A 25,042-nucleotide genomic window follows, 5' to 3' on the forward strand; every position below is an offset into this window, starting at 1 on the left:
TAAGAAATTTATAAGTTTTACAGAATGCTCCTCAGGGAGCATTTTCTGTATCTTTACATTATGCGATATTCTATTATTTATTTATGCTGCTGTTTGAGTGTTCAAATGGGACTTTCACAAAATAAAGTGTTTAAAAAGGTAAGCACATTTGGTGTAAATAAAATTGATTTTGATATCGATAAGGTATTTGATTTACAACTGGTCACAGGGCCTGGTGATCAAATAGAACTCGAAGTACAGACAGAAGGTGAACACAGTGATCAACTTGTACTCTCTGCTAATCAACATGGCGATGTAATTACTATTAGTGTTGAATATCATGATGCTTTTAAGGAGTTTAATGATAAGTTAAGCGCGCACAAGGTGGTATCTGCTAAAATGATCGTTACCGTTCCTGAAGAAAAACAAGTACAAATAACCAGTGATATTGCGAATACTCAGGTGAGAGGAAAGTTTGATAATTTAATGGTTGATTTGAGAGGAGGTAATTTTGTGGGCCGCGATTTTTATGGAGATGCTACAATAAATACATATAATGGTAAAATTGCTCTTGAAACTAATTTTGCTCAAGTAGTTGCGAAATCTACTGGCGGCGAAATAAAGAAGCAGAATATTACTCCCGGGCCTTACATTATTTCATTGAAATCAGTTAACGGACCAATAGTGGTCACTACTCCAAATTATTAAAAAAAGGTTCGATATAATATTCTTATTTTTGGCCAGCTTAACCCTGCACATACACCATGAATCTTAAAAAGGCTGGTTTACTTATTTTTTTAATCCTTTTGGTTGATCAAATCTCCAAATTTTATATTAAGACACATTACGCTTTAGGTGACGGAGTTGAGGTTGCAAGTTGGTTTCGCATCGTTTTTGTAGAAAACCCTGGGATGGCTTGGGGCAAAAAGCTAAGTGATTTTATCTCATTTGTGACTGAGCCACAATCGAAGATTATTTTAACGACCTTTAGGTTATTTGCTATTGTCGGTATTTTTTATTGGCTACATACTTCAATAAAGAAAAACGCACCAAAATTATTGATCATTTCAATTGCACTAATTTTTTCCGGTGCTTTCGGTAATATACTTGATTCTCTTTTCTATAATTACATTTTTGATTCTGGTACAATTTACAATGCTGAATTAGATAGATGGGTTGATTATGGAGGCGTTTCAAAAGTAAACTTTGAAGGTTATTCAGGTTTCATGCAGGGTTGCGTAGTCGATATGTTGCAGTTCCCAATGATTGATACGACCTTGCCAGAATGGTTTCCTTTTTGGGGAGGTAGGCGTTTCACTTTTTTCGATCCTGTATTTAACATTGCCGATATGGCCATTAGTACTGGGGTCGGAATACTTTTGGTATTTAATAAGAGAGCTTTTGCAAAACCAAATCAATCCGAAGTATTAAATGAATAGGTGGTTTGTGGTGTAATACAGTAGTCTAAGGCTTGGTCTTCGGTTGAAACATCAATTAATACCTCTTCCGCTTCAAAAAGAGATAGTCCTATCTTGATAACCTCGGAATTACATTCGGTCAAAAATCGATCATAAAATCCTTTTCCGTAGCCAACTCGATTTCCTTTTTTATCAAAAGCGAGAAGTGGTACAAAAACTACTTCAATTTTTGAGTTTGGTACTTCAATACCATCAATAGGTTCTGGAATGCCTAATGTGTTGCGCTTAATCTTTGTGCTATCAGTAAGCAAAAAATGTCGCATACTAAAGTTGTCAAAATTACTTTTAGAAATGATAATGTTTTTGTCCTTACCAGATAGTATGTTTAGTATAAATTCTGTGTTGACTTCCTTATTTTTGGTAATCGGAAGAAAAAGATGATAGTAACTAAACTTCCATATGGGCAGTTTCAATATGTTATTGGCAATGGTTAAACTATGGGTGTCAATATCGTCTGAAGTCAGTTGATCACGTAAGTTTTTGTAATGCTTACGAAGTGCCGCCTTGGTCGTCATTAAATTGAAATACTTTTTTAAGTGCCTCCAATGATAAGGGTTTTACTAAATAGTCTTTGACGGTTTCAAATGATTTCGCCCTATTAATGTCTCGTGGGTCAATCGATGAACTTACTACATATAAAGTAATACGCTGTCTAACGGCTTCGTCTATTTTTAGAAACTCATCTAGAAATTCCCAGCCATCCATTATAGGCATGTTCAGATCTAAGAAAATTACATCGGGCACCCTTCTATTTTCAGGAAGATCAACCAGCGTACTAAAATGATCTATAGCTTCTTTACCATTTTTGAAAATTACAATATCCTTGCAAAGGTCTTTACTTTCAATAATTCTACTTACAATTTTTAAGTACAGATTATCATCATCAATAATGCAGGTAAGATCGGGCTTTGTTTGAGGCATGTGTTTTTAAAAGGTAATTTTAAAGGTCGAACCCTTGTCGGGCTCACTTGATACTTCTATTGTGCCATTTAAGGCTTCAACTTGGCTTTTGGTCATAAATAGACCCATTCCACGTGCATCATCATTCCCATGAAATGTTTTATACATGCCAAAAATTTTATGTTCATTCTTGATAAGGTCAATACCTAAACCGTTATCGCAAATACTTAATATGGTCTTATCATTTTCCTTAAAAGTACTGATCATTATTTCAGGATTCCTTTCAGGATGTCTATATCTAATAGCATTAGTTAGCAGATTAAGCAGAATACTATCAAGATATGCCGGGATATGATCAACCGCTTTCACTTCAAAGTTAGTGATTATTTTGGTGTTATTTTTTTCAATAATTTGTTGAATACCATTTTTAACATTGGTTAAAGTATCTTCAAAATACACCCTAACTTTTTCATCCTGACGGACATGCATATTCACCACTTCATTAAGGTGAGAAATTGTTTCATTAAGACTTTGAGAAACAAGTTGTAGATTTTCCACATATTCCTTTTTATCTTTTTTGGAGGTGTCAGGGTCATTCAAAAGACCAAGGATTAGTTCAAAATTACCGGAATGGGACCTCAAGTTGTGCGATACAATATGTGCGAAGTTATAAAGTCGCTCGTTCTGTTTTAGTATAATATCAAAAGACTCTTTTAGTTTAATCTCCTTTCTTTTTTGTCGATCGATATTTTGAATTATACCTCTTGCTTTTATTATCTGATGCGATTTATCGTAAACTGGTTTTCCTTTGGTACGTATCCAAGTGGTTTCTCCGTTTAATCCTCGAAGTTGTAGCTCCATATCATAGTGTATACCTTCTGTTAGGCATTTTCTAAATGCGCCATAAAGCATATCTCTATGGTCATCTATATAAAAACTTAGTACATCTTGAAACTTTGGCTGATAATGTGGTGCCACCCCGTAGATTTTTTTGGTTTGCCTGTCCCAGAAAACTTCAAGTGTATCTGCATCGACCATCCATCCTCCTGTTAGGGTCATATTGGCTGTTTCTTTGTAGAAAAAATCTGATTCATTGGGATCATGAACTTTTCTTTTAGCGGTGTCTGTTTGTTTAACCTGTAATGTTAGTTCATACCCGGATTCAACCAATTCTGCACTGCCTTTAAATTCATATAATTCAAATAAAGAATCATTTAAAAGTAGCCGCACCTTGTATATAAAACGTTCTTGCTTTGTGAAAAATGCATTTAGTAACTCCTCAAGATGATCACTGTCACCTGGATGAATGACATGCGTAAAAAAATAGGCCGGAAGATCATCAATGCCTTCAAAATCAATGTTAAGAAAACAGAATATGGAATTCCATGTTGAAGGAACATCAGTTATCTTTTCCTTCCAAATAGCAGTATTGTGCACAATACCATGTGCAGGTTGTAGGGTAGTTCTAAGAGTCATTTGCTTGGGGGTAACAAGTATTTAACTGGTAACAAATATAAGTAAACCCAATTAAATAGGTGAATTAAGATAATAGATTTATTTGCAGTTGTTTAAAAACAGACATAACGGTCTACCTTTTTCAAGTTTTTCGTAAATTTGTGTATGGGAAAAACACTACCGGCTAGAGAACGACTCATTGATGCGGCGTCTCAATTATTTTATCAAAAAGGGTATAATACAACTGGAATAAACGAGGTTATAGAGAAAGCAAATGTGGCGAAGGCAAGCCTTTACGCTCATTTTAAAACAAAGGATGATTTGCTGATGGCATATTTAAAACGAAAAGAAGACACTTTCTTCGGAGAACTCATGAATTTTGTTGAAATGCGTGTACAAGGTCGGGATCAAATTATTTGTTTATTTGATTATCTATTAGAAGTATATCGGGAAAAAGACTTTAGAGGATCATGGAGTATAAACGCCTTAGCAGAAATAGCGAAGGATAATGAGAAATTAAGAAAAGAAATAGCCGATTTTAAAGAGCGATTTAGGGCATATATTAAAAGGTTAGTAAAGCAAAACCTATATCGGGATGATGCACATTCAATAGCCAACAAAGTATATATTTTGTTTGAAGGTGCTACCACAGAAAGTTATTTGCACGATGCTTCATGGCCTATTATGGAGGCCAAAGATTTGGTGAAGACCATGATCTAAACATTAAAGTTTTATTAAAACCCAACCAAGGCTAGTACACTTTAGCATCAAATAATAAATTTAACCTAATGGATGCACCCTCGCTTCAACTGCAGTTAGATACATTACCCAATAGCCCTGGGGTTTATCAGTATTACGATAAAAATGGTGTGGTCATTTACGTTGGTAAAGCCAAGAACTTGAAAAAAAGAGTTTCCTCCTATTTTCAGAAGAATCATGAGTATGGCAAAACTCGAGTATTGGTTAAGAAGATTGTTGAGATCAAACACATTGTTGTCCCAACCGAGACCGATGCCCTGCTATTAGAAAACAACCTAATTAAGAAATATCAGCCTCGGTACAATGTACTTTTAAAAGATGACAAATCGTACCCATGGATTTGTATTAAAAAAGAGCGTTTTCCTCGGGTGTTTCTAACCCGTAAACTAGTGAAGGACGGATCGGAGTATTTTGGTCCTTACACCAGTGTGAAAACAGTTAGAGCTTTACTAGATCTTGTAAAAGGCTTGTACCCACTACGTACCTGTAATTATGACTTATCAAAAGAAAAAATTGAGGCTGGTAAGTATAAGTTATGCTTAGAATATCATTTGGGAAACTGCTTAGGTCCATGTGAAGCAAAGCAAGCCGAAGAATCTTATAACGATGGGATCAGTGCGGTGCGGCAAATAATTAAAGGAAATTTTAAAGAATCATTGGGGAGTTTCAAGAAACAAATGTCCAGTTTGGCTAAAGAAATGCGATTTGAGGAAGCCCAAAAGATCAAAGACAAAATTGAAATTATTGAGGGTTATCAAGCCAAATCTACAATCGTAAATCCTAAGATCACCAATGTCGATGTATTTTCAATAGTATCTGATGATAGCTATGGGTATATCAACTTCTTGCAAATTGCACATGGTTCTATAATTCGATCACATACTTTAGAAATTAAAAAGAAGCTCGAAGAAAGCGATGCAGAATTATTAGAATTGGCAATTGTTGAGATTAGACAACGATTTCACTCTCAATCAAAAGAAATATATGTGCCTTTTGTGGTTGGTTTAGGTGAAGAGATCAGGGTGACAGTTCCGAAGTTAGGGGATAAACGTCGTATTGTTGCGCTTTCTGAGCGCAACGCAAAATTCTACCGAATGGAGCGTTTTAAACAGGTAAAAATTACAGACCCTGACCGGCATGCTAATCGTATTATGGCGCAAATGAAGAAGGATTTACGTTTAAGTGAAGAACCGAGACATATTGAATGTTTTGATAATTCAAATATTCAAGGGTCTAATCCAGTAGCAGCCTGTGTAGTTTTTAAAGATGGAAAACCTTCAAAAAAAGACTATCGCCATTTTAATATTAAAACGGTTGAAGGTCCCGACGATTTTGCATCGATGGAAGAGGTAGTGTTCAGGCGTTATAAAAGATTGATGGAAGAAGAGCAACCTTTACCACAATTAATCATCATTGATGGGGGAAAAGGTCAGTTGTCTTCCGCATTAAAAAGTTTAGATCAATTAGGGTTAAGGGGCACCATAGCAATTGTTGGAATCGCCAAAAGATTGGAAGAGCTGTTTTATCCTGACGACCCTATTCCGTTATATCTGGATAAAAAATCGGAAACACTGAAGATCATTCAACATTTAAGAAACGAGGCACACCGTTTCGGTATTACGTTTCACAGAAATAAGCGTAGTAAGGCGGCGATCACAAATTCGTTAGAAAATGTACCCGGAATTGGGAAGCAAACGGCAGAAAATCTGATCAAGTATTTCAAGTCGGCCAAACGAGTTTCTAAAGCCTCATTCGGTGAGTTGGAAGCTGTTGTTGGCAGATCAAAAGCACTAAAATTGAAAAAACATTTTGAACATAACGATACTTAGAAAATACTTTTTATATATCTGTTTAAGCATCGGATTTTTAACTGAGGCCCAAGAACAGCCTGAGGCTGCTGATCAAAAAGTGGGCCTAGTACTTAGTGGCGGTGGTGCAAAGGGTCTGGCCCATATTGGAGTGCTAAAGGTTATTGACAGTTTAGGTATTAAGGTTGATTATATTGGCGGTACCAGTATGGGAGCAATTATTGGGGGCTTATATGCATCTGGCTATAGTGCAATGCAGTTAGATTCTCTTTTTAAAGCAGTCGATTTTCAAAAACTTATTCAAGACGATCTTCCTAGATCGGCCCGTACCTTTTACGAAAAAGAAGACGCAGAACGCTATGCGATCACGGTCCCTTTTGAAAATTTTAAGGTGTCACTTCCTTCTGGGTTATCAAAAGGACAAAATGTATTTAATTTACTCGCTCAACTCACTGAGCCGGTAAGTGATATTGATGATTTTGGTGAACTCCCTATCCCATTTTTCTGCATTGCAACTGATGTTGAAACCGGTCAACAGGTAAAATTAGATAAAGGTAATTTGGCTGATGCAATTACGGCAAGTGGCGCGTTTCCATCATTATTTGAACCGGTGGAACTAGATGGCAGGCTGCTAATTGATGGAGGTGTATCGAATAATTATCCTATTAATCTTGTAAAAAATATGGGTGCCACCATTTTAATAGGGGTCGATGTGCAAGATGAACTTCGTGATCGTGACCAGCTGACCAGTGCACCAGGAATACTACTTCAAATAAACAACTATCGCACTATTAATGATATGAAACGCAAGTCGCTTCAAACAGATGTGTATATTAAGCCTGATATTGAAGATTTTACCGTGATCTCATTTGATCAGGGCAAAAAAATCATTGAAAATGGCTATGTGGCAGCCCTTAAAAAAATCGAAAATTTAAATGAGGTTTTGAGCAACCAAAAACAATCTTACAAACGCCCAGCTTTTAAAACTGCTCAAGACAGCATCTTTATTAAAGAGATTCAAATAACAGGTGATCAGCAGTATCCAAGAGGTTATATCTTAGGTAAACTTCGAATAAATGCGCCCGAAAAAACAACATATGAAGAACTAGATCAAGGAATAAAGAACTTGTCCGCCACTGGTAACTTTAAAAGTATTCGGTACAAGTTTGTCAAAGATGGTGAAGGCGATATTTTATCGATGAATATGAATCAAAGCGAATTAACTTCCTTTATCAGACTAGGTGTTCATTACGATAATCTTTATAAAAGTGCAGCTTTGGTAAATTTTACTAAAAAGCGATTGTTTTTTGACAATGACGTTGCCTCACTTGATTTGATATTTGGTGATAATCTGAGGTATAATTTTGAATATTACTTGGATAAAGGTCGATATTGGAGTATTGGTTTACGATCCCGATATAATAGTTTTAAACAAAACATACAGGCCGATATTTTTGACGAACAAGCAGAAGGTGTTGTTGAGTTGAATAAAATTGAACTGGATGTTACTGATTTCACCAACCAGTTTTATATTGAAACCGTAATTCGTGAGGAATTTTCGTTTTCAATCGGTGCAGAGCATAAACGATTAAAGTATGACACCCCTAATCTATCTCAAAATATAAACAATAACGAAAACCTGACATTTGATAAAAGTGACTATGGAAGCCTGTTTTCACAATTAAAGTTCGATACTTATGACAGCAAATACTTTCCTCATAGAGGACTTTATTTTGAAGGTGATGGGCACCTATATTTATTCTCAACAGACTTTAACGATAACTTTAGTGAATTTGCAGTTATAAAAGGTCAGATTGGGGCAGCTATTCCGATTTCTGAAGCGTTCACTTTTGGCATCGGGTCAGAAATGGGTTTTAAAATAGGGATAAGCGATGTACAGTCTTTCGACTTTGTACTTGGCGGGTATGGCAATAATTTAATTAACAACTTCATTCCATTTTTTGGCTATGACTTTTTAAGTTTTGGCGGAGATAGCTATATAAAAGGGAATTTAAGAGCGGATTATGAGATATTTGATCGTAACCACATTAATTTTGAAGCCAATTTTGCCAATGCTGGAACCAGTATTTTTAATGAAGGTGAGTGGTTTACAGAACCCAATTTTAGTGGTTATGCTATTGGGTATGGTCTGGAAACTTTTTTAGGGCCTATAGAAATTAAATATACATGGAGCCCGGAAGGAGATGTCGATAATGTTTTTATCAATTTGGGCTTTTGGTTTTAGTTAGTTTTTTACCCGAGCACTATGCTACAAACTAGTATTTAAATTCAGTATTCTTTTCCGATATTTGTTATCTAAATCGATTTCGTTATGCCATTCTATCATAAATTGGGTAAAATCCCTCCTAAACGCCATACCATTTTCAAAAAACCGGACGGAAGTTTATACTACGAGCAACTTTTCGGAACTATTGGTTTTGACGGTATGTCTTCTAATTTATATCACGAACATCGGCCAACTCAAGTAAAAGAAATTAAAAATCAGTATAGTGTTGCGCCTAAAATTGCGAAGGCCAATAACATGACTTCCTATCGCTTTCGTGGATTTCAAGTGCCTGCCGAAAATGACTATTTAGAAAGTAGAAAAGCGGTATTAACCAATAGCGACTGTACTATTATTTTGGCAGCACCAAAACAATCGCAAACTGAGTATTTTTATAAGAATACAGATGCAGATGAGTTGATTTTTATTCATAAAGGAAGTGGAAAATTAAGAACCCATATGGGAAATCTCGATTTTAAATATGGAGATTATTTGTTAATACCGCGTGGTATCATCTATAAAATAGAATTTGATGACGCTGACAACCGATTGTTTATTGTAGAGTCTAGAAGACCTATTTACACACCAAAGCGCTACCGAAATTGGTTTGGCCAATTGCTAGAACATTCACCTTTTTGCGAGCGTGATTTGCGAAGACCAGAAGAGTTAGAAACGCACAATGAAAAAGGAGATTTTTTAATGAAAATTAAAAAGCAAGATGAGATTTTCGATATGGTGTATGCAACCCATCCTTTTGATGTAGTAGGTTACGATGGTTACAACTATCCATATGCATTTTCAATTCATGATTTTGAACCTATAACGGGGCGAGTACATCAACCACCTCCAGTGCACCAAACTTTTGAGACTGATGCTTTTGTAGTATGCTCATTCTGCCCACGATTGTATGATTATCATCCTGAGGCAATTCCTGCGCCGTACAACCACAGTAATATTGATAGTGATGAAGTGTTGTATTACGTTGATGGTGATTTTATGAGTAGAAATGATATTGAAGCGGGACATATCTCATTACATCCAGCTGGAATACCACACGGACCGCACCCGGGTGCTGCCGAGCGTAGTATTGGTAAAAAATCAACCGAAGAGCTAGCGGTAATGGTTGATACTTTTAAACCATTGCAGGTAACAAAAGAAGCCATGAAAATTGCTGATGAAAGCTATCATAAATCATGGTTAGAATAGTGTCTATTTAAATTTATTTACATTCGCAGCTTTAAAAGCTAACTATGCAAAAATTACCTGCTGATCCTACGGCCCTTATTTTAGGAATTGTAGCCATTGTATTTTCGGTAACCGGATGTTGCTGTTCTTTATTATTTATTTTGCCCCTTGCGCTAAGTATTATTGGCTTGGTCATGGCTAATAAAAGTTTAAAAGAGTTTCATCAGAATCCGGATGCCTATAGTCCCGCTAGTAAAAGCAACGTGAATATTGCCAAGGTGTTGAACATTATTGGTTTGGTACTTGGCATATTGTTAATGGTTTATTTCATTTTTAGAATAGCGATGGTTGGTTCTGTTTTAAATGATTCATCAATATGGGATGAAATTCAAAAAAATAGAGATAAGTATGAGAATTATGAGTATGACGATAATGATTGGGAATATGAAGAAGATCAAGATTCAATTCAACAACAAAGGGATACTTTGGTGATCGATAAAATCGAAATAGAAAGAGTTGAAGAAGAAACAGAGGTTCCGAAAAACTAAAAAAGAGTTAGTATCTTTATAAAGAACAGATTGTGTTAAATAATAGAATAGATATCACTTCACATTTACGGGCCATGTGGTAAGTTCACTTACGAATCACAAGGCACTAATATCTATTACAATAACAACACGAAATTCTTTTAAAAATGACAACAGATAATTCTTCTTTACAATTAGAAAAAATAGTACCTGAAGCTGATGATTTTTTACCACTATTAGGTACTGATTACGTTGAGCTTTACGTTGGTAATGCAAAGCAAGCCGCTCATTATTATCAATCAGCATGGGGTTTTCAACCACTAGCCTATGCTGGTTTAGAAACGGGACTACAAGACCGTGTTTCCTATGTGTTACAACAAGACAAAATAAGATTGGTTTTAACATCGCCTTTGCAAAAAGGGGGTGATATTAATCGGCATATCGAAGCGCATGGCGATGGTGTGAAGGTTGTCGCTCTTTGGGTAGATGACGCGACCAAAAGTTACAAAGAGACTACTAATCGTGGCGCTGAGTCATACTTGGAACCAAAAATATTTCAAGATGAAAATGGCGAAGTAATCATGTCAGGTATTCATACCTATGGAGAAACAGTTCACGTCTTTGTTGAGCGTAAAAATTATAAGGGCGTTTTTATGCCGGGTTATAAAGCTTGGAACCCGGAATATAAACCGGAGCCAGTTGGTTTAAAGTATATTGACCATATGGTAGGGAATGTAGGTTGGAATGAAATGAATAAATGGTGCGAATTCTATGCTAAAGTAATGGGTTTCGCTCAACTTATTTCATTTGATGATGAGGATATCTCTACTGAGTATACCGCTTTAATGAGTAAGGTAATGAGCAACGGTAATGGTCGTATTAAATTTCCAATAAACGAACCTGCGGATGGTCGTAAACGATCACAAATTGAGGAGTATATTGATTTTTACAATGGTGCCGGAGTGCAACATATTGCCTTAGCTACTGATAATATTATTGAAACCGTAACCCAGCTAAAAAACAGAGGTGTTGAGTTCTTATACGTGCCAGAAAACTATTACGATGATGTTTTAGACCGTGTTGGAGAAATCGACGAAGACCTTGCACCCTTAAAAGAGCTTGGTATTTTGATTGATAGAGATGACGAAGGCTATCTGCTCCAGTTGTTTACAAAACCTGTTTTAGACCGGCCGACGATGTTTTTCGAGATTATCCAACGAAAAGGTGCCCAATCCTTTGGTAAAGGTAACTTTAAAGCGCTTTTTGAGGCTATAGAGCGCGAACAAGAAATGCGTGGAACACTGTAGACAAGGTGAATTGTTGCTAATTTCTTAAAAAAAATAAAATTACTTTGCCAACTTGGCCAATGTTATGTTAAAGTCAATTTACTATGCTTGCATAATAAATTTGTCAACGTATCTTTGTATCACAAATCGGGGGTGGTTTCCCGGTTTAACTTTAAAGTTTTTCATAATTTAAAGTTTTGGTTGGTTAATAGAATGAAAATCCCTGGTAGTAATACCGGGGATTTTTATTTGAGCTAAATTCTTAAAACTATAAAAGTTAACTGACAAAGCTGGCAAGTACTCCGATCTAAAAGCGAAGCGGTCTAATATCTAAAATCTAAAAGCGCCAGCGATCTCAATTTTGGTATGATAATTGAATTTTACTGAATACAAACATATTATTAACAATAAATTAGTAATGCATTAGTTATTTTTATACCAATATACAATGATGAAATACCTACTTCCCCTTTTACTCATTTTTACCTTCTTTTTTGGTAGTGCCCAAGAGAAGCAATCCTGCTTTAAAGAAGGAGAGTGGTTTAAGTTTCGTATCCATTACGGGCTTATTAATGCTGGATACGCTACCATGGAAGTGAAGAAGGAAACTTTAGATGAGGTTCCGGTCTATCATGTGGTGGGTTATGGTCGTACTACTGGCCTTTCTCGCCTCTTTTTTAGGGTAGAAGATAATTATGAAAGTTACTTTGATCAAAGTAAATTAATTCCCTACAAATTTGTTCGTAAAATAGACGAAGGAGGTCACACTAAGGATAAGGAGATCTTTTTCGATCATGATGCTCGGCAAGCAGTAGTAAAAGATTATAAGCACGATACCGAAGGTAAATTTGATATACAGTCTGGAGTACAAGACATGATATCAGCTTTTTATTATTTAAGAGCGAACTATAAAGTTGACGAACTAAGAGTTGGTGATGAGTTAGCACTTAATATGTTTTTTGATGAAGAAACGTTTCCGTTTAAACTAAAATATTTAGGTAAAGAAACGATTAGAACAAAATTTGGTAAGATAAGAGCACTTAAATTTAGACCTATTGTTCAAGCAGGACGCGTATTTAAAGAAAAAGAAAGTGTTACGCTTTGGGTAAGTAATGACGATAATAAAGTGCCATTGCGCATTAAAGCAAGCCTTGCAGTAGGTTCGCTTAAGGCAGATCTAGATGCTTTTAAAGGATTGAAACATTCTTTTAAAGTAATTGTTAATTAAAAGCTGAAAGAGCTACATATTTTATTTGCATTATTGCTAGTTTTGCCAATATAGCATCATTTTTTAATGCCGATAAAACCCAACATTGAAGAGAAAATCTTAAAGCTTGAGCAGAAGTTTAAAAATTCTGGTCAAGATATGGGCGCCTATCTCGATGGCTTGCTATATGAGCGATATCTTACCTATTGGGATTACATTCATCTAGATACTTTACTAAGCCTTCAAATACCTCGAACATATTTCCCTGATGAAGAGATTTTTATAATGTATCATCAGATTACAGAGTTGTATTTCAAGCTTATTATACATGAACAAAAACAGCTTATTGATGATAAGTTGCAAAATGCCGAATTTTTCACGCAGCGCATTACTAGAATTAACAATTATTATAAGGCGCTTATTTCATCATTTGAAATCATGATTAATGGAATGGATCGCGATCAGTTTTTAAGATATCGTATGTCTTTACTTCCGGCAAGTGGATTTCAAAGCGCACAATACCGAATGATAGAGTTTTATGCCACAGGGATGGAAAACCTTGTACACCATAGCATTCGTGATCAGTTTTCTGAAAGTGATACGCAGGATGATCTTTATGAACATATCTATTGGAAAAAGGGCGCTACTGATGCTGTTACCGGTGAAAAGACATTAACACTAAAACAGTTTGAATATCGTTATACTCCTAGGTTCATGCGAATTACCAATGAAGTAAAAAACAATACCATTTACCATAAATATTTGCAACTTCCAGAGAATGAAAAATCGAATAAATATCTAATTAACGCCCTAAAAAAATTAGATATAGATGCTAATGTGAACTGGCCTTTAATGCATATGGGATCGGCGTATCGTTATTTAAAACGAGATAAATCTGCGGTTGAGGCAACCGGAGGAACCAATTGGAAAGAATATTTGCCGCCAAGTTTTCAAAAAGTAATTTTCTTTCCGAAATTATGGTCCGATCAGGAGAAAGAAGAATGGGGTAAAGAATGGGTTACCCATAGGTTTAATACAGAAAAGCAATAAAGAATTTGAAAAAAGTATGGGGTTTGAGTGCGATGCTATTGTTAGCATTAGCGGCATGTAAAAATGACAAGAAGGAAGTGGCCTTTCCGGCCTTAGATGCTGATTTGGTGGTTCAGGAAGTAAAGGCAGAGCCTATTGAAATTATGGAATTTGGTTTTAATTTGAATGACTATCAGGTCATAAATGATACGGTTACTAATGGCGATAGTTTTGGTTGGATTATGGAAAAAAACAATGTCTCGCGACAAAAAGTGTACAACATTGTTGAAGCGGTAAAAGATACGATTGACCTTAGAAAAATAAGAACAGGCAAACCATACACTATACTTGCAAGTAAAGACTCCTTGAGCACACCACAAGCATTTATTTATCAAGCGAATAATATTGATTATTGGGTAGTTGATTTTAAAGATTCCATTCATGGCTATAAAGCAAAGAAACCAGTAACCATCAAAGAGCGAATTGCTTCCGGTATTATTGAAGAAAACTTATCGGTAACAATGGATGAAGAGGGATTACCATATAGTTTAGTATTAGATCTTTCGACTATTTATGCGTGGTCAATTGATTTCTTTAGACTTCAGAAGGGAGATAAGTTCAAGGTTGTTTATGATGAGCGCTATATTAACGATACAATTAATGTTGGTGTTGACCGAATAAAATCGGCTTATTTCCAACATAATGGGAAGCCTTTTTACGCTTTTGAATTTACAAATGACAGTCTTGTTGGAGGGACCGATTATTTTGATGAACAAGCAAGAACGTTACGCAAAGCTTTCTTAAAAGCCCCAGTTGAATTTGGCAGGGTTTCCTCGCGATATAATTTAAGACGTCGAATAGCCTATTATGGTAATAGAATCCGTCCCCATCGTGGTACAGACTATGCTGCCAGCGTTGGTACGCCAATTTTGGCAACAGCTAATGGCACTGTAGTAAAGTCATCATATACTCGTGGCAATGGCAAGTATGTAAAAATTAGACATAACGGTACCTACAGCACACAGTATTTACATATGTCTAAGCGCCTAGTTAAAAGAGGAGAGACTGTAAAACAAGGCCAAGTAATTGGTAAAGTAGGAATGACAGGAAATACCTCGGGGCCTCATGTGTGCTATCGTTTTTGGAAAAACGGGCGAGAAGTCGATCCATATAAGCAAGATTTACCAGATGCTGAGCCTATGAAAGAGGAAATTAAGCCAACATTCTTTAACTTTGTGGCCCCTTTAAAAGCACAGCTGGATAGCATACCTTTTCCTGTAAAAGAAGCTCCAATAGATACAATTGAAATAACTGACCTAACGAAACCTAAAAATGGCCTTACAATCGATCAATCCAACCACAACCAAAGCGTGGAAAAAACTTCAAAGACAATACGATAAACTTCAAAACATACATGCCGCTAATTTGTTCGATCAAGATGAAGATCGAGCAAATACCATGAGCATACAATGGGACGAGTTTTTAGTTGATTTTTCAAAGAATATTATTGACCAAGAAGCGCTTAATGCGCTTTATGATCTTGCTGAAGAAGTAGACCTTAAGGATGCAATAGCAAAGTATTTTGGTGGAGACATTATCAATGAAACAGAAGGGCGAGCAGTGCTTCACACAGCCTTGCGAAATGATGTTTCAAAGCCTGTATTAGTTAACCGCGATGATGTAATGCCAGAAGTATATCAGGTAAAAAATAAGATTCAAAATTTTACCGAAGACATATTGAACGGTACCAGAAGAGGGTTTTCAGGTAAAAAGTTTACCGACGTTGTTAATATAGGTATTGGCGGTTCTGATTTAGGACCTCAAATGGTGGTAGATGCTTTAGCGTACTATAAAACAGACCTCAATATTCATTTTGTAAGCAATGTCGATGGAGATCATGTTCAGGAAGTAATTAAAGATCTCGATCCAACAACTACTTTGTTTATCATAGTATCAAAAAGTTTTAGTACACAAGAAACGTTGAGCAATGCACAAACGATAAGAAAGTGGTTTATTAAACTAGCTGATGAAGAGGCCATAGCAAAACATTTTGTGGCGGTTTCTACGAACCTTGAAAAAGTACAGGAGTTTGGTATCTTGCCTAAAAATATCTTCCCAATGAATGATTGGGTTGGAGGTCGTTTTTCGTTATGGAGCGCGGTGGGTTTGTCTATAAGTTTAGCCATTGGTTATGATCGCTTTGATGAAATGCTCTACGGAGCGAGTAAGATGGACACGCATTTTAAAGAAACTCCTTTTAATGAAAATATCCCAGTTACATTGGCACTGCTAAGTATTTGGTATAATAATTTCTTTGATGCTGAAAGCGAAGCAATCATTCCATATACACAATACTTACATCGTTTTGCAGCTTATTTGCAGCAAGGTATTATGGAAAGTAATGGAAAAAGTGTTGACCGAAACGGTAATAGAGTTAACTACCAAACAGGGACATTAATCTGGGGCGAGCCCGGCACCAACTCTCAGCATGCCTTTTTTCAGCTTATTCACCAAGGAACTAAATTAATACCAGCAGACTTTATTGGTTTTGTCAAGTCATTGCATGGTGATACTGATCATCATAATAAATTAATGGCTAATTTCTTTGCGCAAACCGAAGCCCTGCTGAAAGGAAAATCGATGGAAGTTGTAAATGCCGAGCTTGAAAAATCAGGATTGTCTAGGGGCGAAATTGAAACATTAGCACCTTTTAAAGTATTTGAAGGGAACAAGCCAACAAATACAATTTTGATTGATCAGTTAACTCCAAAATCCTTAGGAGCGTTAATCGCTATGTACGAACACAAGATATTTGTACAAGGTGTTATATGGAATATTTATAGCTACGATCAATGGGGAGTAGAATTAGGGAAACAACTAGCCAATAAAATTTTAAAAGATTTAAGTGCTGAGAATATTGCGAATCATGATGCTTCTACCTTAAGTTTGATAGATTATTACAAGCAAAAGAACAATAGTTAAGGTTTTTATAAAGTAAAATTGTTAAAAAGCTGCATTTCAGAAGGTATGAAATGTGGCTTTTCAACTTTATTATGTTAATATATTTAACGTTTAAGTAACAAACTAAGGCTTAAAAAACATAATTTTGCAGCGCGTAATTAAACTAATATACTCAATGAAGACAATTAAAAATTGTTTGGTTGTTGTCGCATTACTTTTTGCGGCAGTAGCTTTTTCCCAAGGTGTAACAACATCTTCTTTGGGAGGACAAATCACAGATGATCAAAAAGAACCGCTTCCTGGCGCCAATATTGTAGCGGTTCATGTGCCTTCTGGTACAACCTATGGTGCTACGACTGATTTTGATGGATTCTACCGTATTTCAAATATGAGATCAGGTGGGCCATACAAGATTACTATTTCTTATGTAGGGTTTAAAGATTTCGTTAGAGAGAACGTAGTTTTAGATCTAGGTCAAACCTTAAGAATAAGCACTTCAATGGTTACAGATGCAACTGCTTTAGACGAAGTTGTTGTAACAGGCGTAGCGCAAGGTAGCGTGTTCGATGGTAACCGTACTGGTGCTGAAACAAATATTAACAGGAGACAAATTGAGGCGTTGCCTCAGGCATCAAGATCCGTTGCTGATTTTGTTAGAACTACACCACAGGCCCAGTTAACAGAAGGAGATGATGGATTCTCTATCTCTTTAGCTGGTCAAAACAACCGTTACAATGCTATCTATATCGACGGTGCAGTAAACAATGATGTATTTGGTCTTGCAGGATCAGGTACTAATGGTGGTCAAACTGGTGTAAGCCCTTTTTCAATTGATGCAATTGAATCATTTAACATTCAGTTGGCACCATTTGATGTTAAAATTTCTGGTTTTGCTGGCGGTGCGATTAACGCGGTAACACGTTCAGGTACTAATGAGATATCAGGTTCTGTATACGGGTTTTTAAGAAATGAAAGTTTGGCTGGAAAAACGCCTCCAGAAAGAGTTGACTTTGACGCAGGTGAAACAAGAGAAAGCCTTGATGAATTTAGAGCGCTTACCTATGGTGTTCGCGTTGGGGGACCTATTATTAAGGATAAATTATTCTTTTTCGTAAACTACGAAAGACAGGATGAGGAGACACCACAACCTTTTAATTTTAGCATTTACGATGGAGATACTGATTTAGCTGGAGTTAATTTATTCCGCGATACTGTGCTTAATCGATATGGATATGATATAGGAGGTTTTAACAACACAAGAACACTGACTAGTGATAAGATAACTGCAAAGTTTGATTTTAACTTAAACGAAAAAAACAAGTTTATTTTAAGTGCGCGGTACGTTGGTGCTGAGAACCTTGAAGCACGTAATTCTGGTTCTAGAACGATAGGATTTAATAATGGTTCTGAATTTTTTGAGTCAAATACGATTTCTGGATCGTTAGAATGGAACTACCAATCAAATAATGTTGCCAATAGCTTCATAATTGGTTTGACTAGTGTAAGAGATGACAGAAGTCCATTAGGACAACCATTCCCAACATTGGTAATCGAGGATGGTTTTGGAAATCCTTTTAACGGATTACAAGCTGGTGCTGAACGTTTTTCAACAGCAAACTTATTGGACCAGGATATTATAACGATCACTAATAACTTTGAAATTTACAAAGGACGTCATACCATTACTTTAGGTACTCATAACGAATTTTCAAGTAGTAAAAACTTGTTTTTCCCAAGTAACTATGGGACATACATTTATGAGAGTCTAGCCCAATTTATTAACAACGATCCAGTTTCTGATTTTGAAAGAGGCTACTCTGTTGCAGGAGGGTTAGCAGTTGGGGATGACTCTTCAGGTGCAGCTGAGTTTAGTATTAGTCAACTTGGTTTTTATGCACAAGATGAAGTGCAATTTTCAGATAACTTTAAATTAACCGCTGGTATCCGGTTCGATATGCCAATTTGGGAAAATGGCCCGGTAAATGACGATTTCAACAATCGTGCAGTAGGTGTTTTAGAAGCAGCTGGTAAAAACCTACGCGGAGCGCGAGTTGGAAAACGAGTTTCTACTAAAGTGTTATTGTCTCCAAGACTTGGATTTAACTGGGACGTTAATGGCGATAAGACTACACAAATTCGTGGTGGTCTTGGTATATTTACTTCAAGACTTCCGTTGGTATGGCCAGGTGGTACATATAATAACAATGGTGGTGCTACTGGTGCATTTAGTGATGAAGGTGATTTTGCAACTCCTATTACCTTTAACCCTGATGTTAACAGTCAACCACAGCACTTACAACCAGGTGCTGGTGAATTCGGTGGTAACGTCGATTTATTTGCGCCAAACTTTAAATTACCACAGCGTTTTAAATTCAACTTAGCGGTGGATCAAAAGCTTCCACTTGCTGGCTTAGTGTTAAGTGTTGATGGTATTTGGCAAGATAATATTACTGAGATCTTTTATGAGAACTTGAATATCGCTAATCCTACAGAAACACTAAATGGTGCTGATAACCGTCCGTTATATAACAGGTTCAGTCGTGTTGATCCTACTTATAATAGAATTATTCTAGCATCTAATACTGGTGCCGGTAATTCTTGGAATATCGCTGCTACTCTGAGCAAGCCATTTACTAAGCTTACAGATAAACTTGGTTTTAGTGCGAATGCTTCATACTCTTACGGTGATGCAAAATCTATTTTTGATGGGACCTCATCACAGAACAGTTCGCAGTGGAGAGGAATTATTACCGTCAATGGTAAAAATGGGAATCCTCCCGTTGCTCGTTCAGGTTTTGCTCAAGGACATCGTATTATTAGTAGTGTGAACTTTGATATCGATTGGAACGATAATTTAGGTACTAGAGTTGGATTGTTTTATACAGGAGGTAGCGGCACGCCGTTTTCTTATACCTATGGAGGTAGAGATTTATTAAACGATGACAGTAGAGATAATGCGTTAATTTATGTGCCAGCTGATGAGTCAGAAATAAATCTGGTAGATAGTAACGAAAATGGATCTACAGCCGACGAGTGGGCAACACTAGACGGTATTATCAGCGGTGATGATTACCTAAGCTCAAGAAGAGGTAACTACGCTGAGCGTAATGCTGAATTTGGACCATGGAGTCATATTCTTGATCTTCGTTTAGTTCAGGATTTCTCATTTAATGTAAAAGGAAAGAAAAATACATTAAGTGCTTCTTTCGACATCTTTAACTTTACTAATTTATTAAACAAAGACTGGGGGCAGCAGCGTTTCACCCCTGGGCAGGTTAATATCTTAGATGTTGATACTAATGGAGCTGACCCAATATTTGAAGTTAATTCAAGAGGTAGTGATAATATCATTCAGTTGGATGATGATGGAATCCAATCATCTAGATGGCAAATGCAAGTTGGTTTACGTTACACGTTTAACTAATCAACTATAAAATAATAAGCTTAAAGCCCTGGCTATTCAGTCAGGGTTTTTTGTTTTCTTAACCTTGGGAAACTATCTTTACCTAAAATAACAAACCATATCATGTACGAAGTCATACGAAATATCCATTCTTACTGGGCCTTTCTGGTATTAATAGCATTACTTGTTGCTGTAATTAACGCGTTTGTATCTTTAGCAAGAGGAAAAGAGTTTGAAGCAAGAGATATACGACTTAGTTTGTTTGCTTTGATTTTTTCGCATATTCAACTGTTAATAGGGTTAGTACTATATTTTGTGACGCCCTACTTCTCTGCTTTTTCTGAGCAAGGAATGGGTGCTGTTATGAAAGATCCGACTTTGCGTTTATATTTAGTTGAACATCCATTTACAAACATTCTTGCCATAGTATTTATTACAATGGGTTGGAGTAAGCATAAGAAAAGGGTAGCAAGTAACAAAAAGTTTAATGCAATTGGTGTATTTTATGCTATAGGTCTTGTCGCATTGTTAAGCCGTATTCCATGGAATACATGGTTAGGATAGCTCATTATCATTCAACAATTTCTTTGATTAAAAAAGTGTAAACCGGATAATGGTCACTATATCCTCCGGCATAACGACCATTGCTATAGGCTCGAAACGGATATCCTTTATACTTTCCTTTTTGGTTGGTCAAAAAATTTGGGTTATAAATCCCACTTTTCCAGTAATAAAATCCGTTCGATTTGCTGTTAAGCAAAGCGGGGCTTATGAGTATTTGATCAAATAAATTCCACCGATCGCGATATGCTAGAGTTCCCAGCCCCTTTTTATACATTCGTAGCATAGGGTTGTAAAATCCTACCGTATCGGTTGCCATAACTTTATCATTTGCATTCAATATTTTTTTAAGACTTTTATTAATGGGATCATCATTAAAATCACCCATAACTATAACTTTGGGCTTATGCTGGTTTCTAGAAATTGAATCAACAAGGTGTTTGGTTAAGTAGGCTGCTGCTTCTCTTTTATAGTTGCTTCTAGCTTCACCTCCTCTTCGTGAAGGCCAATGATTTACGATAATATTAATCTCATCACCATCGAGAATACCACTTACTACTAATTGATCTCGTGTATACTGTCTTAAGTTGGTCTGACTGTCGATAATGTGTAATTCATGTTTTTTATAAGAAGCTACGGTAAACAGTGAACGACGATACATAAGAACAACATCAATCCCACGAGTATCTTTTGAGTCAAAATGAACTATCCCATAATCCCATTTTTTAAGGTTTGGGTGTTCAATTAAGTCTTCAACGACCTGTCGGTTTTCAACTTCTGCTAAACCAATAATTGAAGGTGGGATTTTTGCAACATCACTTCCAATACCACTTATTACTTTCGATATTTTACCAAGTTTATCTTGATAATAGGCTTGGGTCCAGTGGTCTTTTCCTTCTGGTGTACGGTTATCATCAAAAGTGTTGGGGTTGTTTATGGTATCAAACAAGTTCTCGACATTGTAAAATGCAATGGTATGAACTTGGTATTTGGAACCTTTCTTCTGGCTACTTACACATAATGGAAGAAGTAGTATAAAGAATAATAGCTGTTTAATAGGGTTAGCTTTAATAGTGTTGATATTTATTCAAAGTTACTAACATGAAATTATAGTCCATGCTGTTTTTTAATTATTTCTTATAAGCATTTTTTGGTCGGTTCGAGCGCAGTCGAGAACTATTTAGAATCATAATCTTTACTGACAATGTTAGAAAAAGATCAAAGAGCTCTCTGTATGGAGAATAAATGTAATTATTTATAACGCTAAAATCATAATTCTTGCATTTCAACGATTAAAATCACATATTATAGTAATTATTCTTTAAATATTATGCATGCATAATATATTCGAGACTCCTACCAACGCTGTTAAGCGTATTTATCTTGAAAACTTTTTTGATAACATGTTATGTGTGCATTGTCTCATTGAGTCATGCGCAACCAGAGACTTCGGTGGTAGGATCTGTTCTGAACGAACGCGATTTAAGCCCTATGGGCGGAGTGCGTATATCGTTGGTTTCTACTCAAAATCTATCAATAACAAAGTCAGATGGTACATTCATTTTAGAATGGCTTCCATTTGGAAAACAGCAATTGCTTTTCCAAAAAAATGGATTCGTAACACAAGAATTTGAGGTTAATATTACTGATTTGGGCAAAATAGATATCGGTCAAATTTTAATGCAGCCCGACATTCAAACTGATCAGTCTGAAAATTTTATCACATTGGGTGAAGATGATTTTCTAGATGATATACGCGCTCAAAATGCTCCTGGTCTATTACAAGCAACAAAAGATGTTTTTTTGCGTACCGCTGCATTTGAATTTGGTAGTTCATTTTTCAGGGTACGGGGCCTTGATGCGATGAATACTTCTATTTTAATAAACGGTATTAAAATGAATAAGCTTCAAAATGGTAGACCATTATGGAGTAATTGGGGCGGATTGAATGACGTGATGCGAAATCAGGAATTTGTCAACGGAGTTAGCGCCTCTAATGTTGACTTTGGAGGTGCTCAAGCTACTACAAATATAAATATTCGTGTGTCACAAATGCGAAAAGGTGCTAGCATTTCGTATGCGTCATCCAACAGGTCGTATAAAAATCGAGTAATGGGCAGCTATAATTCTGGTTTATTAAGTTCAGGTTGGGCGTACTCAATTTCATTATCTCGAAGATGGGCAGATCAAGCTTATGTAGATGGCAGCCTCTACGATGCTAATTCGGTTTTTATTGGTGTTGAAAAACAACTGGGAAAACAGCAAGCACTTAACATAGTAGCCATGTATACCCCTAACAGACGAGGTCGTACTTCACCAATTACCCAAGAAATTTTTGATTTAAAAGGGAATCAGTATAATGAATATTGGGGGTTTCAGGATGGTGAAATCAGAAATTCTAGAGAGCGAAAGGTGGTAGAACCAATCATCATGCTAAACCATTTTTATGAGCTTTCAGATAAGGTAACTATCAATACCAATTTGTCATATCAGTTTGGGTATAATGCATCGAGCAGACTTGACTATAGAAATACTAATAATCCGAGTGCAGCTTATTACCGAAAACTACCTAGCTATTCGCTAAGTAGAAAGCCCATTAACTTTCAGGAAGCATTTGTAAACGAGCAAGAATTTATCAAAAACGGTCAGCTCAATTGGTTTTCACTGTATGAACAAAATATTGGCGACACATCTGATTATGTGTTATATGACGACCGTACCGAGGATAAGGTTTTCAGCGGAAATAGTATAGTTAGGGTTGAACTATCCGACAAGTTATTGCTAAACGGAAAGTTACATTTTAGACAATTATATTCAGATAATTTCGCGGTTCTTTCTGATTTGCTAGGCGGAGAAAATTATGTAAATACGGATACGTTTGACAATTACCAGTATAACCTTCTAAACCCCGATCAAGTTGTTTTAGAAGGTGATAAGTTTAGATATCATTATGGCATTAATGCGATAGAGGCTTCTAGTTTTGTTCAATTACAGGCGAAAACAGCATCATTAGATTATTTCTTAGCGCTATCAGCTACACAAACAAATTATCAGCGTGAAGGTTTTTTTGAAAGTGAGGCTTACCAAGACAACTCGTTTGGTAAAGGAGAGCGGTTATCTTTTCTTGGTGTTTCGACAAAAGCAGGAGCTACATTTAAAACATCGGGTAGGCATTTATTTCAACTAAACGGTTTTTTCTCACAACGCGCACCAACCATTAGCAATAGTTTTGTAAATCTACGAGAAAGTAATTCGGTAGTACCTGGTATTAAAGAAGAACGATTTTTTAGCACCGATGCTAGCTATATTTTTCGCTTTCCTTTTTTAAATGGTCGTTTAACTGGTTTTTATAGCCAACTGCAAAATGCAAACGAAGTTTCATTTTATTTTACTGATGGTATTGGTGGTGATACCGCAGCCTTTGTACAAGAGGTTCTTCAAGGAATTGAAAAAACCTACATTGGAGCCGAGCTCGGATTTGAGTCACCAATTACTTCGACCTTAAAGCTAAAAGGGGCAGTTTCATTCGGACAATATACCTACAGCAATAATCCAAATCTGATATTAAGCTCACAGGATTTGGAAAATGGTTTTTTAGATGTGGGAAGAACAAATTTGAAAAATTACAAACTGGCTAATGGTCCGCAACGAGCATATTCAGTTGGCTTTGAATATCGAGATCCGGAATATTGGTGGTTTAGTCCCACAGTAAACTTTTTTAGCAACGCATACGTTGATGTGAGTCCGCTTCCTAGAAGTAATAATTTCTTTTTAGATACTGACGGACTTCCCATTAATGCTATCGATAGCGATCTATCTAGAGTACTTCTACAACAAGAAGAATTTGAGCCCTATATGATTGTAAATGCTGTGGGGGGTAAGTCATGGAAAGTGAAAGACTATTATCTCGGTTTTTTCGCAAGCATCAATAACATTTTGAATGAAACATATAAAACAGGAGGATTTGAGCAAGGCAGAAATGCGAATTATAGTCAACTAAAAGAAGATTTTGAACGAGAACGTCCTGTATTCGGAAATAAATACTGGTTCGGACGTGGTACTAACTTTTTTGTTGGGTGTTATGTCCGATTTTAGCTGGTTAACCAACTACCTCTCCCTCGAGGGAGAGGGTTGGGGTGAGGGTGTCAAATTAATTAGTAAGAAGAATAATAAAGTCTCCCCCTTAAGGGAAGATTTAGAAGAGTGTATCCATTTAAAAC

19 protein-coding genes are annotated in these 25,042 nt (G+C 36.2%); 15 read left to right on the forward strand and 4 right to left on the reverse strand.

Annotation, left to right across the window (positions count from 1 at the left end):
• Positions 1–60: 60 nt before the first annotated feature.
• Together ABN763_RS06245 and ABN763_RS06250 are read left to right on the forward strand one after the other, a co-directional pair.
• Entirely contained in the window at positions 61–687 is a 627-nt protein-coding gene (locus ABN763_RS06245) for a hypothetical protein (RefSeq protein ID WP_410484579.1), read from the forward strand.
• Between the two features lie 56 nt (positions 688–743).
• Positions 744–1,418 (forward strand): lipoprotein signal peptidase, encoded by a 675-nt coding sequence (locus ABN763_RS06250; RefSeq protein WP_410484580.1) that lies wholly within the window; start codon positions 744–746, stop codon positions 1,416–1,418.
• Here the strand turns inward: ABN763_RS06250 and ABN763_RS06255 are convergent.
• The 3 genes from ABN763_RS06255 to ABN763_RS06265 are packed head-to-tail and all read right to left on the reverse strand — an operon-like array spanning position 1,394 to position 3,833.
• Positions 1,394–1,972 (reverse strand): 5-formyltetrahydrofolate cyclo-ligase, encoded by a 579-nt coding sequence (locus ABN763_RS06255; RefSeq protein WP_410484581.1) that lies wholly within the window; start codon positions 1,970–1,972, stop codon positions 1,394–1,396. The two genes, ABN763_RS06250 and ABN763_RS06255, sit on opposite strands and share 25 nt — an antisense overlap.
• Entirely contained in the window at positions 1,947–2,378 is a 432-nt protein-coding gene (locus tag ABN763_RS06260; RefSeq protein ID WP_410484582.1) for a response regulator, read from the reverse strand. Before ABN763_RS06260 ends, ABN763_RS06255 begins: the two co-directional genes overlap by 26 nt.
• Before the next feature lie 6 nt (positions 2,379–2,384).
• Positions 2,385–3,833 (reverse strand): sensor histidine kinase, encoded by a 1,449-nt coding sequence (locus ABN763_RS06265; protein ID WP_410484583.1) that lies wholly within the window; start codon positions 3,831–3,833, stop codon positions 2,385–2,387.
• A gap of 144 nt (positions 3,834–3,977) precedes the next feature.
• Between ABN763_RS06265 and ABN763_RS06270 the strand changes: the two genes are divergently transcribed.
• From ABN763_RS06270 to ABN763_RS06325, 12 genes are all read left to right on the forward strand, one after another.
• Positions 3,978–4,532 carry a TetR/AcrR family transcriptional regulator gene (locus ABN763_RS06270; protein WP_410484584.1) on the forward strand — a complete coding sequence of 185 codons (555 nt, stop codon included), beginning with the start codon at positions 3,978–3,980 and terminating at the stop codon, positions 4,530–4,532.
• A 68-nt stretch (positions 4,533–4,600) separates the two neighbouring features.
• Positions 4,601–6,400 (forward strand): excinuclease ABC subunit UvrC, encoded by a 1,800-nt coding sequence (gene uvrC, locus ABN763_RS06275; protein ID WP_410484585.1) that lies wholly within the window; start codon positions 4,601–4,603, stop codon positions 6,398–6,400.
• Entirely contained in the window at positions 6,381–8,624 is a 2,244-nt protein-coding gene (locus ABN763_RS06280) for a patatin-like phospholipase family protein (protein ID WP_410484586.1), read from the forward strand. Before uvrC ends, ABN763_RS06280 begins: the two co-directional genes overlap by 20 nt.
• An 87-nt stretch (positions 8,625–8,711) precedes the next feature.
• On the forward strand, positions 8,712–9,869 hold the full coding sequence (locus ABN763_RS06285) for a homogentisate 1,2-dioxygenase (protein WP_410484587.1): 1,158 nt from the start codon (positions 8,712–8,714) through the stop codon (positions 9,867–9,869).
• 44 nt (positions 9,870–9,913) lie between these two features.
• The gene (locus ABN763_RS06290; protein WP_410484588.1) at positions 9,914–10,396 is read left to right on the forward strand and encodes a CCC motif membrane protein; all 483 of its coding nucleotides are present in this window, start codon (positions 9,914–9,916) and stop codon (positions 10,394–10,396) included.
• A 146-nt stretch (positions 10,397–10,542) separates the two neighbouring features.
• Positions 10,543–11,682, forward strand: a complete 1,140-nt coding sequence (gene hppD / locus ABN763_RS06295; RefSeq protein WP_410484589.1) for a 4-hydroxyphenylpyruvate dioxygenase — start codon at positions 10,543–10,545, stop codon at positions 11,680–11,682.
• 427 nt (positions 11,683–12,109) lie between these two features.
• Positions 12,110–12,889 (forward strand): DUF3108 domain-containing protein, encoded by a 780-nt coding sequence (locus ABN763_RS06300; protein ID WP_410484590.1) that lies wholly within the window; start codon positions 12,110–12,112, stop codon positions 12,887–12,889.
• A gap of 66 nt (positions 12,890–12,955) precedes the next feature.
• Entirely contained in the window at positions 12,956–13,918 is a 963-nt protein-coding gene (locus ABN763_RS06305; RefSeq protein WP_410484591.1) for a tryptophan 2,3-dioxygenase family protein, read from the forward strand.
• A gap of 5 nt (positions 13,919–13,923) precedes the next feature.
• Positions 13,924–15,297: a peptidoglycan DD-metalloendopeptidase family protein gene (locus ABN763_RS06310; protein WP_410484592.1), complete on the forward strand. Its 1,374-nt coding sequence runs from the start codon at positions 13,924–13,926 to the stop codon at positions 15,295–15,297.
• A complete protein-coding gene (gene pgi, locus ABN763_RS06315) occupies positions 15,230–16,879 on the forward strand; it encodes a glucose-6-phosphate isomerase (protein ID WP_410484593.1) in 1,650 nt (549 codons plus the stop codon). Before ABN763_RS06310 ends, pgi begins: the two co-directional genes overlap by 68 nt.
• Before the next feature lie 154 nt (positions 16,880–17,033).
• Entirely contained in the window at positions 17,034–20,282 is a 3,249-nt protein-coding gene (locus ABN763_RS06320) for a carboxypeptidase regulatory-like domain-containing protein (protein ID WP_410484594.1), read from the forward strand.
• A gap of 102 nt (positions 20,283–20,384) precedes the next feature.
• The gene (locus ABN763_RS06325; RefSeq protein ID WP_410484595.1) at positions 20,385–20,825 is read left to right on the forward strand and encodes a hypothetical protein; all 441 of its coding nucleotides are present in this window, start codon (positions 20,385–20,387) and stop codon (positions 20,823–20,825) included.
• Positions 20,826–20,832: 7 nt separating this feature from the next.
• Here ABN763_RS06325 and ABN763_RS06330 read toward each other — a convergent pair whose 3' ends face one another.
• Positions 20,833–21,879, reverse strand: coding sequence for an endonuclease/exonuclease/phosphatase family protein (locus ABN763_RS06330; protein WP_410484911.1), 1,047 nt, complete (start codon positions 21,877–21,879; stop codon positions 20,833–20,835).
• Positions 21,880–22,205: 326 nt separating this feature from the next.
• On the opposite strand from ABN763_RS06330, the gene ABN763_RS06335 reads away from it, so the two are divergent.
• On the forward strand, positions 22,206–24,917 hold the full coding sequence (locus ABN763_RS06335; protein WP_410484596.1) for a carboxypeptidase-like regulatory domain-containing protein: 2,712 nt from the start codon (positions 22,206–22,208) through the stop codon (positions 24,915–24,917).
• Positions 24,918–25,042: the final 125 nt, after the last annotated feature.

This window comes from Spongiivirga sp. MCCC 1A20706 (assembly GCF_046524175.1).
In the GTDB taxonomy this organism is placed as follows: domain Bacteria; phylum Bacteroidota; class Bacteroidia; order Flavobacteriales; family Flavobacteriaceae; genus Spongiivirga.

Coding starts and splice junctions, on each gene's coding strand:
- hppD (WP_410484589.1), top strand. CDS start 10,543: ATGACAACAGATAATTCTTCTTTACAATTAGAAAAAATAGTACCTGAA.
- ABN763_RS06325 (WP_410484595.1), top strand. CDS start 20,385: ATGTACGAAGTCATACGAAATATCCATTCTTACTGGGCCTTTCTGGTA.
- ABN763_RS06250 (WP_410484580.1), top strand. CDS start 744: ATGAATCTTAAAAAGGCTGGTTTACTTATTTTTTTAATCCTTTTGGTT.
- ABN763_RS06245 (WP_410484579.1), top strand. CDS start 61: ATGCGATATTCTATTATTTATTTATGCTGCTGTTTGAGTGTTCAAATG.
- ABN763_RS06285 (WP_410484587.1), top strand. CDS start 8,712: ATGCCATTCTATCATAAATTGGGTAAAATCCCTCCTAAACGCCATACC.
- pgi (WP_410484593.1), top strand. CDS start 15,230: ATGGCCTTACAATCGATCAATCCAACCACAACCAAAGCGTGGAAAAAA.
- ABN763_RS06320 (WP_410484594.1), top strand. CDS start 17,034: ATGAAGACAATTAAAAATTGTTTGGTTGTTGTCGCATTACTTTTTGCG.
- ABN763_RS06260 (WP_410484582.1), bottom strand. CDS start 2,378: ATGCCTCAAACAAAGCCCGATCTTACCTGCATTATTGATGATGATAAT.
- ABN763_RS06270 (WP_410484584.1), top strand. CDS start 3,978: ATGGGAAAAACACTACCGGCTAGAGAACGACTCATTGATGCGGCGTCT.
- ABN763_RS06255 (WP_410484581.1), bottom strand. CDS start 1,972: ATGACGACCAAGGCGGCACTTCGTAAGCATTACAAAAACTTACGTGAT.
- ABN763_RS06305 (WP_410484591.1), top strand. CDS start 12,956: ATGCCGATAAAACCCAACATTGAAGAGAAAATCTTAAAGCTTGAGCAG.
- ABN763_RS06300 (WP_410484590.1), top strand. CDS start 12,110: ATGATGAAATACCTACTTCCCCTTTTACTCATTTTTACCTTCTTTTTT.
- ABN763_RS06290 (WP_410484588.1), top strand. CDS start 9,914: ATGCAAAAATTACCTGCTGATCCTACGGCCCTTATTTTAGGAATTGTA.
- ABN763_RS06265 (WP_410484583.1), bottom strand. CDS start 3,833: ATGACTCTTAGAACTACCCTACAACCTGCACATGGTATTGTGCACAAT.
- uvrC (WP_410484585.1), top strand. CDS start 4,601: ATGGATGCACCCTCGCTTCAACTGCAGTTAGATACATTACCCAATAGC.